The sequence below is a fragment of the Streptomyces sp. NPDC026672 genome (assembly GCF_040638185.1).
Lineage (GTDB): Bacteria > Actinomycetota > Actinomycetes > Streptomycetales > Streptomycetaceae > Streptomyces.
This window is the reverse complement of the sequence record NZ_JBEZXS010000001.1, coordinates 311,114-323,533: the sequence shown is the minus strand read 5'-3', so window position 1 is coordinate 323,533 and position 12,420 is coordinate 311,114. Positions and strand designations below refer to the sequence as shown.

13 protein-coding genes are annotated in these 12,420 nt (G+C 73.3%); 7 read left to right on the top strand and 6 right to left on the bottom strand.

The window, feature by feature from the left end; genetic code table 11:
- Positions 1-312 precede the first annotated feature (312 nt).
- The gene (locus tag AB0F77_RS01400) at positions 313-903 is read left to right on the top strand and encodes a hypothetical protein (protein ID WP_361939470.1); all 591 of its coding nucleotides are present in this window, start codon (positions 313-315) and stop codon (positions 901-903) included.
- On the opposite strand, the gene AB0F77_RS01395 is transcribed toward AB0F77_RS01400, so the two are convergent.
- The 4 genes from AB0F77_RS01395 to AB0F77_RS01380 all read right to left on the bottom strand — a co-directional run bounded on the left by AB0F77_RS01395 (position 872) and on the right by AB0F77_RS01380 (position 3,582).
- Positions 872-1,492 carry a nucleoside triphosphate pyrophosphatase gene (locus AB0F77_RS01395; RefSeq protein ID WP_361939467.1) on the bottom strand — a complete coding sequence of 207 codons (621 nt, stop codon included), beginning with the start codon at positions 1,490-1,492 and terminating at the stop codon, positions 872-874. The two genes, AB0F77_RS01400 and AB0F77_RS01395, sit on opposite strands and share 32 nt — an antisense overlap.
- Positions 1,493-1,520: 28 nt before the next feature.
- Entirely contained in the window at positions 1,521-1,649 is a 129-nt protein-coding gene (locus AB0F77_RS01390; protein WP_361939464.1) for a hypothetical protein, read from the bottom strand.
- Positions 1,650-1,765: 116 nt separating this feature from the next.
- The gene (locus AB0F77_RS01385) at positions 1,766-1,975 is read right to left on the bottom strand and encodes an acyl-CoA carboxylase subunit epsilon (protein WP_361939461.1); all 210 of its coding nucleotides are present in this window, start codon (positions 1,973-1,975) and stop codon (positions 1,766-1,768) included.
- Between the two features lie 14 nt (positions 1,976-1,989).
- The gene (locus AB0F77_RS01380; RefSeq protein ID WP_361939458.1) at positions 1,990-3,582 is read right to left on the bottom strand and encodes an acyl-CoA carboxylase subunit beta; all 1,593 of its coding nucleotides are present in this window, start codon (positions 3,580-3,582) and stop codon (positions 1,990-1,992) included.
- Positions 3,583-3,691: 109 nt separating this feature from the next.
- Between AB0F77_RS01380 and AB0F77_RS01375 the strand changes: the two genes are divergently transcribed.
- Together AB0F77_RS01375 and AB0F77_RS01370 are read left to right on the top strand one after the other, a co-directional pair.
- Positions 3,692-4,558 (top strand): biotin--[acetyl-CoA-carboxylase] ligase, encoded by an 867-nt coding sequence (locus AB0F77_RS01375; RefSeq protein WP_361939455.1) that lies wholly within the window; start codon positions 3,692-3,694, stop codon positions 4,556-4,558.
- Between the two features lie 325 nt (positions 4,559-4,883).
- Positions 4,884-6,047: an adenylate/guanylate cyclase domain-containing protein gene (locus AB0F77_RS01370; RefSeq protein ID WP_361939452.1), complete on the top strand. Its 1,164-nt coding sequence runs from the start codon at positions 4,884-4,886 to the stop codon at positions 6,045-6,047.
- A 12-nt stretch (positions 6,048-6,059) separates the two neighbouring features.
- On the opposite strand, the gene AB0F77_RS01365 is transcribed toward AB0F77_RS01370, so the two are convergent.
- Complete coding sequence (locus AB0F77_RS01365; RefSeq protein ID WP_361939449.1) at positions 6,060-6,569, bottom strand: hypothetical protein; 510 nt, start codon at positions 6,567-6,569, stop codon at positions 6,060-6,062.
- A gap of 1,000 nt (positions 6,570-7,569) precedes the next feature.
- On the opposite strand from AB0F77_RS01365, the gene AB0F77_RS01360 reads away from it, so the two are divergent.
- The 3 genes from AB0F77_RS01360 (at position 7,570) to hutH (ending at position 11,257) form a co-directional block, all read left to right on the top strand.
- Positions 7,570-8,364 carry an enoyl-CoA hydratase-related protein gene (locus tag AB0F77_RS01360; RefSeq protein ID WP_361939446.1) on the top strand — a complete coding sequence of 265 codons (795 nt, stop codon included), beginning with the start codon at positions 7,570-7,572 and terminating at the stop codon, positions 8,362-8,364.
- A 102-nt stretch (positions 8,365-8,466) separates the two neighbouring features.
- On the top strand, positions 8,467-9,612 hold the full coding sequence (locus AB0F77_RS01355; RefSeq protein WP_361939443.1) for a GGDEF domain-containing protein: 1,146 nt from the start codon (positions 8,467-8,469) through the stop codon (positions 9,610-9,612).
- 91 nt (positions 9,613-9,703) lie between these two features.
- Positions 9,704-11,257, top strand: a complete 1,554-nt coding sequence (hutH, locus tag AB0F77_RS01350) for a histidine ammonia-lyase (RefSeq protein WP_361939657.1) — start codon at positions 9,704-9,706, stop codon at positions 11,255-11,257.
- A gap of 183 nt (positions 11,258-11,440) precedes the next feature.
- Here hutH and AB0F77_RS01345 read toward each other — a convergent pair whose 3' ends face one another.
- Positions 11,441-11,779: an LPXTG cell wall anchor domain-containing protein gene (locus AB0F77_RS01345; RefSeq protein ID WP_361939440.1), complete on the bottom strand. Its 339-nt coding sequence runs from the start codon at positions 11,777-11,779 to the stop codon at positions 11,441-11,443.
- A gap of 109 nt (positions 11,780-11,888) precedes the next feature.
- Here AB0F77_RS01345 and AB0F77_RS01340 point away from each other — a divergent pair, with 109 nt between their 5' ends.
- Positions 11,889-12,233 (top strand): hypothetical protein, encoded by a 345-nt coding sequence (locus AB0F77_RS01340; protein WP_361939437.1) that lies wholly within the window; start codon positions 11,889-11,891, stop codon positions 12,231-12,233.
- The last annotated feature ends 187 nt before the right edge of the window (positions 12,234-12,420 follow it).

Sequence of the window (12,420 nt, the reverse complement as noted above, 5' to 3'; positions counted from 1 at the left end):
CGTCCCCAATGGTGAGCTTGCCCACACGGAGCGTGATTCGAGGCTCGCTCGACCCGCGAAAGTCCTTGTCGCACCTTGGTACGCAGGACTCCTCCGGAAAACCCTAGCCCCGTCATGTGGTCAAGGTCTCTGTGAGAGCGTGCTGCGCCCCACGGCGTTTCTTTGTGGAGTCCCTACGAATGGCCCAACGTTTCTTTGCCCGGGGCGGAACCCTTGTCCCGCGGTTTACCCGTTAGTAGCGTTCGCGATGTCTCGAACGTACTTCAGGTAACAGCAGCCTTCCTTGGGCCGCGGTCGAAAGTGGGTGGACCGGTGGTGCGCAGACCGGTGGCGTGGGTCGTGGCGGTCGTCCTGTTCGCGGAGGCGTTCGGCGTCGCGGCGCTCAACTGGTTCCTGGGGGTGGTGGTCGACCGCCAGGACATGTCCCTGGCCGGCCTCGACCCGGACACGATGGCCACGTCCTCGAAGATCGGCGGCGTGGTCTTCGGCCTCTACTTCCTGCTGTGCGGGGTGGTCGCCCTGCTCGTCGCGGTGCGCGATCGCTCCCCGGCGGGCCTCGGCCGCGTCCTGCTGATCACCGCCGCCGTCGTCCACGGCCTGCTCGGCGCCTTCGCCTGGGGCCCGTTCGGCCCACCCGCGTTCGTGTTCATGATCGTCGTCCTGGCGCTCGTCGTGCTGCTCCTGATGACGTACGACGGCCAGGACGGCGTCGCCGGGGCCGGACCCGGCGACGCGGCGGGCGGGGGCACGCCCGCGGCGGAGGACGCCCCAGGGGCGCCGCGTGCGGACGCGCGGGCGACCACACCGGCGCCGGGCGCGGAGGGGGCCGGGAGCGGCCCGGGGGAGCCGCACGAAGGCGGCCCCGTGCGGCTCAGTCGGCCGGCGGTGTCCACAACTCGGTGATCCCGACGCCCAGATCGCGCAGCAGCCGGCGCACGAGGGGCAGGCTGATGCCGATGACGTTGCCGTGGTCGCCGTCGATGCCCTTGATGAACGGCGCCGAGCGCCCGTCCAGGGTGAACGCCCCGGCGACGTGGAGGGGCTCGCCCGAGGCGACGTACGCGGCGATCTCCTCGTCGCTCGGATCGCCGAAGTGCACCACCGTGGACGCGGTCGCCGACACGTAGCGCTTGTGCTCCGTGTCCCAGACGCAGTGCCCCGTCTGGAGGATCCCGTACCGTCCGCGCATCGACTTCCAGCGTGCGGTGGCCTCCTCGGCGTCCGCCGGCTTGCCCAGCGCCTGGCCGTCCAGCTCCAGCACCGAGTCGCAGCCGATCACCAGCGCCCCCTGCACGTCCGGCCGTGCCGCCACGACGGACGCCTTCGCCTCGGCCAGCGCGAGGGCCAGCTCGGCCGGGGTGGGGGCGGTGACGGCGTCCTCGTCGACGCCGCTGACGATCACCTCGGGGGCGAGGCCGGCCTGCTGGAGCAGTCCGAGGCGGGCGGGGGACTGGGAGGCCAGGACGAGGCGCCTGCGGGGCTGTGCGGTCATGCGATCAGCCTAGTGCGGCCGGGACGGCTCATCGCACGCCGATCACAATCATGATAAGGACCATGGCCAGGGCGACCAGGAGGCCGAGCCGCCGCAACATCTCCTGCGTGTCGCGCAGTTCCTTCGGCGGCTCGTTCTCCGGGTCGGACCACAGCATTCCACCAGCGTGACGCCCGGCCCGGGACACCGCCTGAGTACGGGTACTCAGATCGGCACCCGGCGTGTCACCCGCGTGCGCGCTTCCCCGCGCCCCTGAACCGCCGCCGGCCGCGCCTAGCTCGGCCAGTAGGTGTGGGACCAGGAGGACGGGCCGGGCCGGGGGAGGCGGCGGGAGGCGATGCGGGAGGGGTCCGACCAGGCGTCGCGCGGTGTGCGCTCGCCGGTGGGCACGGCCGCCGCGGCGGCGGCCCGGGCCCGGACGACCGTCACGGCCGCCGCCAGCTCCTCCGGGGTCGGATTGCCCCGTACGACCTTGATGTTCATGCTGCTCCCTGGGGCTAGAGGGGGATGTTGCCGTGCTTCTTCGGGGGCAGGGATTCCCGCTTGGTGCGCAGTTGACGCAGGCCGCGCACGATGTGGCGGCGGGTGTCCGACGGCATGATCACCGCGTCGACGTAGCCGCGCTCGGCCGCGACGTACGGGTTGAGGAGCGTGTCCTCGTACTCCCGGATGAGCCGCGCCCGCGTCGCCTCGGCGTCGTCCGACTCGGCGATGGTACGGCGGTGCAGGATGTTGACGGCACCCTGCGCGCCCATCACCGCGATCTGGGCCGTCGGCCAGGCCAGGTTGAGGTCGGCGCCCAGGTGCTTGGAGCCCATCACGTCGTACGCGCCGCCGAACGCCTTGCGCGTGATCACGGTGATGAGCGGGACGGTGGCCTCGGCGTAGGCGTAGATCAGCTTGGCGCCGCGCCGGATGATGCCGTCGTGCTCCTGGTCGACGCCGGGCAGGAAGCCCGGGACGTCCACGAACGTGACGACCGGGACGTTGAAGGCGTCGCAGGTCCGCACGAACCGGGCCGCCTTCTCGCTCGCCTTGATGTCCAGACAGCCCGCGAACTGCATCGGCTGGTTGGCGACGACGCCCACGGGCCGGCCCTCGACCCGCCCGAACCCGGTGACGATGTTCGGGGCGTACAGCGGCTGCGTCTCGAAGAACTCGGCGTCGTCCAGGACGTGCTCGATCACCGTGCGGATGTCGTACGGCTGGTTGGCGCTGTCCGGGACCAGGGTGTCCAGCTCCAGGTCGTCCGGCGTCTGCGCCAGGTCGGCCTCCTCCGGGAACGCCGGGGGCTCGCTGAGGTTGTTCGACGGCAGGTAGGACAGCAGCTGCTTGATGTACTCGACGGCGTCCTTCTCGTCGCCCGCCATGTGGTGGGCCACGCCCGAGACGGCGTTGTGGGTGCGGGCGCCGCCCAGCTCCTCGAAGCCGACGTCCTCGCCGGTGACGGTCTTGATGACGTCCGGTCCGGTGATGAACATGTGCGAGGTCTGGTCGACCATGACCGTGAAGTCGGTGATCGCGGGGGAGTAGACCGCGCCGCCCGCGCAGGGGCCGACGACCAGGCTGATCTGCGGGATCACCCCGGAGGCATGGGTGTTGCGGCGGAAGATCTCGCCGTACGCGCCGAGGGAGGCCACGCCCTCCTGGATGCGGGCGCCGCCGGAGTCGTTGATGCCGATGACCGGGCAGCCCGTCTTCAGCGCGAAGTCCATGACCTTGACGATCTTCTGCCCGTAGACCTCGCCGAGCGCGCCGCCGAAGACGGTGAAGTCCTGTGAGAAGACGGCGACGGGACGGCCGTCCACCGTGCCGTACCCGGTCACGACACCGTCCCCGTACGGCCGGTTGCTCTCCAGGCCGAAGTGGGTGGAGCGGTGCCGGGCGAACTCGTCCAGCTCGACGAAGGACCCCTCGTCCAGCAGCAGTTCGATGCGCTCACGGGCCGTCAGCTTGCCCTTGGAGTGCTGCTTCTCGACGGCGCGTGCGGAGCCGGCGTGCGTCGCCTCCTGGATACGGCGCCGGAGATCCGCGAGCTTCCCGGCGGTCGTATGAATGTCGGTCTCGTGACGCTCTTCCGGCTCGGACATCGGGATGCGGCTCCCTGCCTGCTCAAAAGGGGGACGGTTACTCAGCCGTAGCGTAGTGGGGGCCCCACCGATCGGCAGTGCGGCGTTCCCCACACCTAGGGTGGCTTGCATGACGCCGCGAGATGCCTCAGACCCCGACAACAGCCGCTGGTCCGACCTGGACCGGCCGCCCCTCAACGCCGCCTCGCTGCGCAGGGGGCTGGTGCGGGAGGGCGGCCTGTGGTCCGAGGTGCGGGTGGTGCAGCGCACCGGCTCCACCAACAGCGACCTCGTCGCACTCGCCGGGCGCGGCGAGGCGGGCGAGGGCGCGGTGCTCGTCGCCGAGGAGCAGACGGCCGGGCGGGGGCGGCTGGACCGGCAGTGGACGGCGCCCGCCCGCTCGGGGCTGTTCTTCTCGGTCCTGCTGCGGCCCGCCGGGGTGCCGGTGGAACGGTGGGGGTGGCTGCCGCTGCTCACCGGGGTGGCGGTGGCGACGGGCCTCGCGGAGGCGGCCGGCGTCGACACGGCACTCAAGTGGCCCAACGACCTCCTGGTGACGGTGGGCGGCGAGGAGCGCAAGGCAGGCGGGATCCTCGCGGAGCGGGTCGGCGCGGACGGGGTGGTCGTGGGCGTCGGCGTGAACGTCTCGTTGCGCGCGGACGAGCTGCCCGTACCGCAGGCCGGGTCGCTGGTGCTGGCCGGCGCGGCGACCACGGACCGGGACCCGCTGCTGCGGGCGGTGCTGCGCTCCCTGGAGGACTGGTACGACCGCTGGCGCACCGCCGGGGGCGACCCGGCGGCGAGCGGCCTCCAGGAGACCTACGCGGCGGGCTGCGCCACCCTGGGCCGCACCGTACGGGCCGAGCTCCCGGGCGACCGCTCGATCACCGGCGAGGCGGTGGCCCTCGACGGCGACGGCCGCCTGGTGATCGCCACGTCGGAGGGGGTCCAGGAGCCGGTGGGGGCGGGCGACATCGTCCATCTGCGGCCGGCCTGAACGGGGAGTACCTGAGCGGGGAGCGCCCTGAGCGGGAAGCCCCCCGAGCGGAAGCGCCCCGAAGGGGCGCGGGGCCGTGTCGATGTGCGACTCCGTCGCGTGGGCGCGACCAGCCCCGGCGGGGCCGCAGACGAGTATGGGGCCGCAGGCGGATGCGGGGGCCCGGGGGCGGCAGCCCTCGGGGACGCCCACCCCGACACCCTGGTCCGGGACCCCGACGGAAGTGGACCCGTCGGCCGAACCGAACGGAGTGAGCTGGCGCACACCTGCCGTAGAGTTGAGGCCGGTCGATACGTGACCGCGGCAGATCGGAAGGGCAGCAGGCGTGACCGTCGACGACACGGGCTCCGGCGCGGACGCGGACGGCCGGGTGGACCCTCCCCCAGTCTCGGCTTCGCTCGACCAGGGGGACTCCCCGGGCGCCGATCCCGGCGAGGATCCTCTCGCCCTGCGGCTGGAAACCCTCATCCTGGGCGCGGAGCGGCGCTACACCCCGTTCCAGGCGGCCCGCAGCGCGGGCGTCTCCATGGAGCTCGCGTCGCGCTTCTGGCGGGCGATGGGCTTCGCCGACATCGGCCAGGCCAAGGCCCTCACCGAGGCCGACGTCCTGGCGCTGCGCCGGCTCGCCGGTCTGGTCGAGGCCGGCCTGCTCAGCGAGGCGATGGCGGTGCAGGTCGCCCGGTCCACGGGCCAGACCACCGCCCGGCTGGCCGAATGGCAGATCGATTCCTTCCTGGAGGGGCTGACCGAGCCCCCCGAGCCGGGTATGACGCGCACCGAGGTGACGTACCCGCTGATCGAGCTGCTCCTGCCCGAGCTGGAGGAGTTCCTGGTCTATGTGTGGCGCCGCCAGCTCGCCGCCGCGACCGGCCGGGTGGTCCAGGCCGGTGACGACGAGGAGATGGTGGACCGGCGGCTCGCGGTCGCCTTCGCCGATCTCGTCGGCTTCACCCGCCTGACCCGGCGGATGGAGGAGGAGGAGCTGGGCGAGCTGGTCGAGGCGTTCGAGACGACCGCCGCCGACCTGGTGGCCGCGCGGGGCGGCCGGCTCATCAAGACGCTCGGCGACGAGGTGCTCTACGCCGCCGACGACGCCGGTACGGCCGCGGAGATCGCGCTGCGGCTCATCGAGACGATGGCGCACGACGAGACGATGCCGGAGCTGCGGGTCGGCATGGCGTTCGGCACGGTCACCACCCGGATGGGCGATGTGTTCGGTACGACCGTGAACCTCGCCTCCCGGCTCACGTCGATAGCGCCGCGGGACTCCGTGCTGGTCGACAGCGCGTTCGCGGAGGAGCTGATCCGCACGGGTGAGGCGCCCGCCTCGGAGGCGGAGGCGGCCGAGGCCGCGGCGGCCGCCGAGAAGGAGGGCGAGGAGCCGCCGACGTACCGCTTCGCGCTCCAGCCGATGTGGCAGCGGCCGGTGCGTGGTCTCGGGGTCGTGGAGCCGTGGCTGCTCACCCGGAGGGACGTCGGCGAGTCCTGACGCCGGCCGGGGTCACCGGCCGTCGCCGTCCTGGGAGAGACCGAGGTCGACACAGAGACCGATGAGCGGTACGCAGATCCCTCCCGGGCGGTCCGGAGGGGGCGGCGGTGTGCCGGTGCTCCGGGACGGGGCCGGGGCGGGCCTCGACGGGGTGACCGGGGGGTTCGCCGTGGGGGCGGTCGGTGCCCCGGGGGTGACGACGGGGTGGGAGCGGGGCGCCTCCGGCGGGGCCGGGCGGGTGGGAGAGCCGTCCGGGGTGGGGGTGCGGGTCGCCGCGGAGTCCGGATCGCTGCCCTTGCCGTTGTCGTTGCCGCCGTCCGTGACGGAGGCGGTAGAGGGGTGGGCGGAGGATCCGGGAGGGGCGGGGGCCGAGGTCGCGGCGGTGCGTGTGGACCGTTCGGTGACCCGGTCGGCGGACGGCCGTGGCCCGGCTTCGGCGGTGTCGCCTCCGCCGCCCCCGGACTCGGGCGCCACACGAACGAGCCCGAGCACCCCGACGACCAGCACGAGCCCCCCGAGCACGAGGACAACCCCACGCCGCCGGGGCCGCCGATGCCGCCCCCGCCTCCACCAGCGCCCACCCCCGTCGACGTCTCCCCCGAGGACACGACCGCCCTGCGGGGCCGCACCACGCCCACCAAGAGCCTCGGGCGCCCCACCGACCACGGATGGGATTACCCGCCCGCCCCCGGAGAACCCCCCGCCGACACCCGCCTGCGGCGCCGCGCCGCCCACGCCCGGACCTTCCCGACCGACTCCGCCGGGACACACGCCCGTGCCACCCCGCAGGCGTTCGCCGCCGCTGCCGGGAGCTTTCGGGGCTGCGCTGCCGGTGGGCGTGGTTGTCCGGGTGGGGGCGACGGAATGGGCGGCCGTACCGGCCTGCGGGGGTTCGCCGCCGCTGCCGGGTGGTTGCGGGTTCGTGCTCCCCGTGAGCGGGGCGCTCCGGGCGGGGCCGGCGGGGTTCGGGGCCGTGTCGCCGACGGCGGTGGGCGGCTTCGGGGGTGTGTTTTTGGCGGTGGGCGGCTTTCGGGTGTTGTCGCTGCCCTGGCGCAGGGCCGCCCGGGGAGCGGTCGCGGTCGCTGGGTGTGGGCGCGTGTCCCCCCGCGGGGCCGAGGCATGCGTCGGGGGCGTAGCGGTGGCTCCCGACCCCGGCTTTCCCTTCGGGGAGGTGTTGCCCGTCGGGGACGTGCTTGGGGCGTGGGGGGCTGTGTAGGTCGGGTGGGAGGGCTTTAAGGGGGTGGGTTTCGCCTGCGCCGTGTTCTTTCCCGGCGTCGGTCTTCCCGTTGTGCCGTCGGTCGGTCGTGTGTTCGTCATCGATGGTTCCCTCCCCGGATCCCGCCCCCGCCGCGCGCCCCCGTGCGCCCGGCGCTCGGCACGTTATGCGTTCTCGTGTGCGATCCGGCGGGAGTGAGCCGAAATGTCACTCGAACGGGGGCTTTCGGGGCCGTACTTTTCCTGACGCGGTCGGCCTGCGATGATCGGGGCGACAGGAGTTAACCCGCGTTAACCGGAGGATGTCATGGGCGAGGAGCGGTTCGGGGAGTTCGTGCTGGTGCGCCGGCACGACCACGTCGCGGAACTGGTGCTGGACCGGCCCAAGGCGATGAACGCCGTCTCCACGGAGATGGCCCGCTCCCTCGCCGCCGCCTGCACGGCCCTCGCCGCCGACCGTGACGCCCGCGTGGTCGTCGTGACCTCGTCGCACGAACGCGCGTTCTGCGTCGGCGCCGACCTCAAGGAGCGCAACTCCTTCAGCGACGCCGACCTGGTCCGCCAGCGCCCCGTCGCCCGCGCCGCGTACACCGGCGTACTGGAGCTGCCGATGCCCACCGTCGCCGCCGTGCACGGCTACGCGCTCGGCGGCGGCTTCGAACTCGCCCTGTCCTGCGACCTGATCGTCGCCGACCCCACCGCCGTCGTCGGCCTGCCCGAGGTCTCCGTCGGTGTGATCCCCGGCGGTGGCGGCACCCAGCTCCTGCCCCGCCGCGTCGGCGCGGCCCGCGCCGCCGAGCTGATCTTCTCCGCGCGCCGGGTGCCGGCCGACGAGGCGCGTGCGCTGGGCCTGGTGGACCAACTGGTCGAGGAGGGCGCCGACCGCACGGAGGCCCTGGCCCTCGCCGCCCGCATCGCCGCCAACTCCCCGGTCGGCCTGCGCGCCGCCAAGCGCGCCCTGCGGCTCGGCCACGGCCTCGACCTGCGCGCCGGCCTGGACGTCGAGGACGCGGCCTGGCGCTCGGTGGCCTTCTCGGGCGACCGCGCGGAGGGCGTGGCGGCGTTCAACGAGAAGCGCAAGCCCGAGTGGCCGGGCGAGTGACGGACCCCGCGGACGGGCGGGGCTGCCCTGCCGTACGGCGGTTCCTCCCCTGTTCGCCGCACCAATGCCCCCCTTTGTCGGAAACGTCCCTAACCTGGAGTGATGGGTGAGGACAAGCGGCTCGCGGACGTCGTGGCGCTGGCTCAGGGGATGGCCGCGGCGCACACCCCGCGTGAGTCCTGGCGGGCCGCCGCACTCGGCGCGTGCCGGGCGCTGGACGGCGGCTTCGCCGCGCTGTCCGCGTGGGAGCGGGAGCGGGGCCGGCTCAGGGTCCTGGTGAACGTGGGGGAGCGCGCCCCGGACGAGGAGGAGTTCCCGGACGCCGAGGCGTACCCGGTGCACCAGTTCCCGGAGATCACCGAGTTCCTGCACGAGCGCTGGGCGGGCGGCGGCGGCCCCAACGCCTGGGTCGAGACCGCCGACGGCCCGGCGGCGGGCCGCCCCGGCTACTTCCACCAGCGGGTCGCCGCCCTGCGCCGCCGCGGCCGGGGCTGCTGTGTGGTCGCCCCGGTCGTGCTGAACGGCCGCGCGTGGGGCGAGCTGTACGTAGCCCGCCCGGCCGCCGCCCCCGTCTTCGACCGGGCCGACGCCGACTTCGCGACCGTCCTCGCCGCCGTCGTCGCCGCCGGCCTCGCGCAGACCGAACGGCTGGAGGAGGCCAGGCGGCTGGCGTACACCGACGCGCTGACCGGGCTGGCCAACCGCCGCGCCGTCGACGAACGCCTGGAGGAGGCCGTCGAGCAGCACCGCGACGAGGGCGTGGTGATCAGCCTCGTCGTCTGCGACCTCAACGGGCTCAAGCGGGTCAACGACACCGAGGGGCACGCCGTCGGCGACCGACTCCTCGAACGCTTCGGCTCCGTGCTGTCGTTGTGCGGGGCGATGCTGCCGGGCGCGCTCGCCGCGCGGCTCGGCGGGGACGAGTTCTGTCTGCTCGTGGTGGGCGCCGCGGCGGACGACGTGGTCAAGACGGCGGACGAACTGTGCCGCCGGGCCGCCGAGTTGGAGCGCGGCGACGGCGTCGCGTGCGGGGTCGCCTCGACCGGGGACGCCATCGGTCCTGTGCGCTCGGCCCGCCGGCTGTTCCGGCTCGCCGACGCGGCGCAGTACCGGGCCAAGGCGGAGCGCGCGGACCGGCCGGTCGTCGCGGGCCGGGAGGGCCCCGACGACCCCGTGGTCCGGCTCGCGGACGCCCCGTCCCCCGGCGTCCCGGCCGAGCGCCGCCGGTTCCGGGGCCGTACGCCGTGAGAAGGCCGCGGGCCGCGAAGGAGTAAGGGGCAACCCCGAACCCCACTGGTGACAACGACCGCATTCACTGCGTACGCTCCTGAATATGGATATGCATTCTGTGGTGGTGGGGACGTCGGGTGTCACCGCGTCCGACGTCCTCGCCGTGGCGCGCGGCGGCGCCCGCGTCGAGCTCTCGGCCGAGGCGGTGGCCGCCCTCGCGGCGGCCCGCGCGATCGTGGACGCGCTCGCGGCCAAGCCCGAGCCGGTCTACGGCGTCAGCACCGGCTTCGGCGCCCTGGCGACCCGGCACATCAGCCCGGAACTGCGCGCCCAGCTCCAGCGCAACATCGTCCGTTCGCACGCCGCAGGCATGGGCCCGCGCGTGGAGCGGGAGGTCGTACGGGCGCTGATGTTCCTGCGGCTCAAGACCGTCTGCTCCGGACACACCGGCGTACGGCCCGAGGTCGCGCAGACCATGGCCGACGTGCTGAACGCCGGGATCACCCCGGTCGTGCACGAGTACGGCTCCCTGGGCTGCTCCGGCGACCTCGCCCCGCTGTCCCACTGCGCGCTGACCCTCATGGGGGAGGGCGACGCCGAGGGACCCGACGGGACGGTCCGCCCGGCCGGCGAACTGCTCGCCGAGCACGGCATCGACCCCGTCGAACTGCGCGAGAAGGAGGGCCTCGCCCTCCTCAACGGCACCGACGGCATGCTCGGCATGCTGATCATGGCCCTCGCCGACCTCGACACCCTCTACAAGTGCGCCGACGTCACCGCGGCCCTCTCCCTGGAGGCGCTGCTCGGCACCGACAAGGTGCTCGCGCCCGAGCTGCACGCCATCCGCCCGCACCCCGGCCAGGCCGCCAGCGCCGCCAACATGCTGGCCGTGCTCCAGGGTTCACAGCTCACCGGCCACCACCAGGACGACGCCCCGCGCGTCCAGGACGCCTACTCGGTGCGCTGCGCCCCGCAGGTCGCCGGCGCCGGCCGGGACACCGTGGCGCACGCCCGGCTGGTCGCCGAGCGCGAACTCGCCGCCGCCGTCGACAATCCGGTGGTGCTGCCCGAGGGCGGCCCCGGGGGCGGGCGGGTGGAGTCCAACGGCAACTTCCACGGCGCCCCGGTCGCCTATGTCCTCGACTTCCTGGCGATCGCCGCCGCCGACCTCGGTTCCATCGCCGAGCGCCGCACCGACCGGCTGCTCGACAAGAACCGCAGCCACGGACTGCCGCCGTTCCTCGCGGACGACGCGGGCGTCGACTCGGGGCTCATGATCGCCCAGTACACGCAGGCCGCCCTGGTCAGCGAGATGAAGCGGCTCGCCGTACCGGCGTCGGCCGACTCGATCCCGTCCTCCGCGATGCAGGAGGACCACGTGTCGATGGGCTGGTCGGCCGCGCGCAAGCTGCGCACCGCCGTCGACAACCTGACCCGGATCATCGCCATCGAGCTCTACGCCGCCTCGCGCGCCGTCGAGCTGCGCGAGGGCCTCGTCCCGGCGCCCGCCTCGCGCGCCGTCGTCGAGGCCGCGCGGGCGGCCGGGGTCGGCGGTCCTGGCCCGGACCGCTTCCTGGCACCCGACCTCGCCGCGGCCGAAACGTTCGTGCGCGACGGGGCACTCGTGACCGCTGTGGAGAAGGTCACAGGACCCCTGCGCTAGGGCGTGTTTCGAAAGTCCCGCCTGGCCCGCGACGCCTGGCACGCACACTCGCTGCGTTGTCGGAACGCCCAAGTACATCCAGTACGAGGGCGATCCTCCGCCTTGCGATTGCACGCACCAGACGCCGCGGGCCCCGCCCTCCGGGCGGACGGCGCCACTTTCGAAACACGCCCTAGCGGCGCGTCAGAAACCGAGGCGTTCGCGGCGTACCGAGTAGACGACGAAGCCCGCGCCGACCCCGAGGAACAGCGTCCCGACGATCACGTACGGCGTCGTGTCGAAGCTTCCGGTGTCGGCGAGGCGGGTGGTGTCCACCGGGTCCACGGCGTCCGCTGCATCCACGGCGTCCTGCGCCGTGGCCGCGGAGAGCGCGCGGGCCTGCTGTGTGACCTGCGCCGCCGTGGTCTGCGTTCTCGCCGGGGCGTCGTTCTGCGTCGCGTTGGCGGACGGGACGAACCACAGGGCTGCGAGGAGGGTGCCCGCGGCGGTGGCGGTCAGCAGCGGGCGGCGAGCGGATGACACGGAATATCGATCCCCTTCTGACGCTGGTGAATTGGCCCAGTGAGCCGATGTTAGTGACAATCGCGGGTCACGGGAAAGTCACGAGAGGTTTCGGCCGTACGCTCCGGCCATGAGCACTCCAGAGACATCGCGTTTCGTCCGCCTTCGGGTGGAACTGGTCCTCGAGATCGAGGACGCCGCCGCCGTGAGCGAACTGGCACTGCGGCACCTCGCCGACGATCCCGACCTGCCCGACGACGAACGCACGCAGGCCGAGGCCGCTGTGACGGAAGACACCGCGGAGGCGCTGGCGTATCTCGTCGATCCGTTCGACCTGGTCAGTGAGGTGCCCGGCGTCGAGCTCCAGCAGGCCTCCTGGTCCAGCGAGCGCGTGGACTACGACCCCGACTCGCCGGACTGGGACCTCGACGAGGATGATGTCGTGGAAGACGAGGAAGAGGACCGCATCGGCTGAGCGTTCGGGGGAATTCGTCATCCCGGACGGCAACCGCCGTCCGGGTTTTCTCGTCTCAGGGAGCGCACGGACCGACTCCCGCGCCGCCCGTCGTCGACGACGTGGTGCGACCCACACCCTGAGGGGGTGTGGAACGGGACGAATCGGTCGTAGCGTTGATGGCTCTTGTACGGGGCTCTCGGGGTTT

Coding starts and splice junctions, on each gene's coding strand:
- AB0F77_RS01355 (WP_361939443.1), top strand. CDS start 8,467: ATGGGTGAGGACAAGCGGCTCGCGGACGTCGTGGCGCTGGCTCAGGGG.
- AB0F77_RS01390 (WP_361939464.1), bottom strand. CDS start 1,649: ATGCTGTGGTCCGACCCGGAGAACGAGCCGCCGAAGGAACTGCGCGAC.
- AB0F77_RS01385 (WP_361939461.1), bottom strand. CDS start 1,975: ATGAACATCAAGGTCGTACGGGGCAATCCGACCCCGGAGGAGCTGGCG.
- AB0F77_RS01375 (WP_361939455.1), top strand. CDS start 3,692: ATGACGCCGCGAGATGCCTCAGACCCCGACAACAGCCGCTGGTCCGAC.
- AB0F77_RS01340 (WP_361939437.1), top strand. CDS start 11,889: ATGAGCACTCCAGAGACATCGCGTTTCGTCCGCCTTCGGGTGGAACTG.
- AB0F77_RS01380 (WP_361939458.1), bottom strand. CDS start 3,582: ATGTCCGAGCCGGAAGAGCGTCACGAGACCGACATTCATACGACCGCC.
- AB0F77_RS01395 (WP_361939467.1), bottom strand. CDS start 1,492: ATGACCGCACAGCCCCGCAGGCGCCTCGTCCTGGCCTCCCAGTCCCCC.
- AB0F77_RS01360 (WP_361939446.1), top strand. CDS start 7,570: ATGGGCGAGGAGCGGTTCGGGGAGTTCGTGCTGGTGCGCCGGCACGAC.
- hutH (WP_361939657.1), top strand. CDS start 9,704: ATGCATTCTGTGGTGGTGGGGACGTCGGGTGTCACCGCGTCCGACGTC.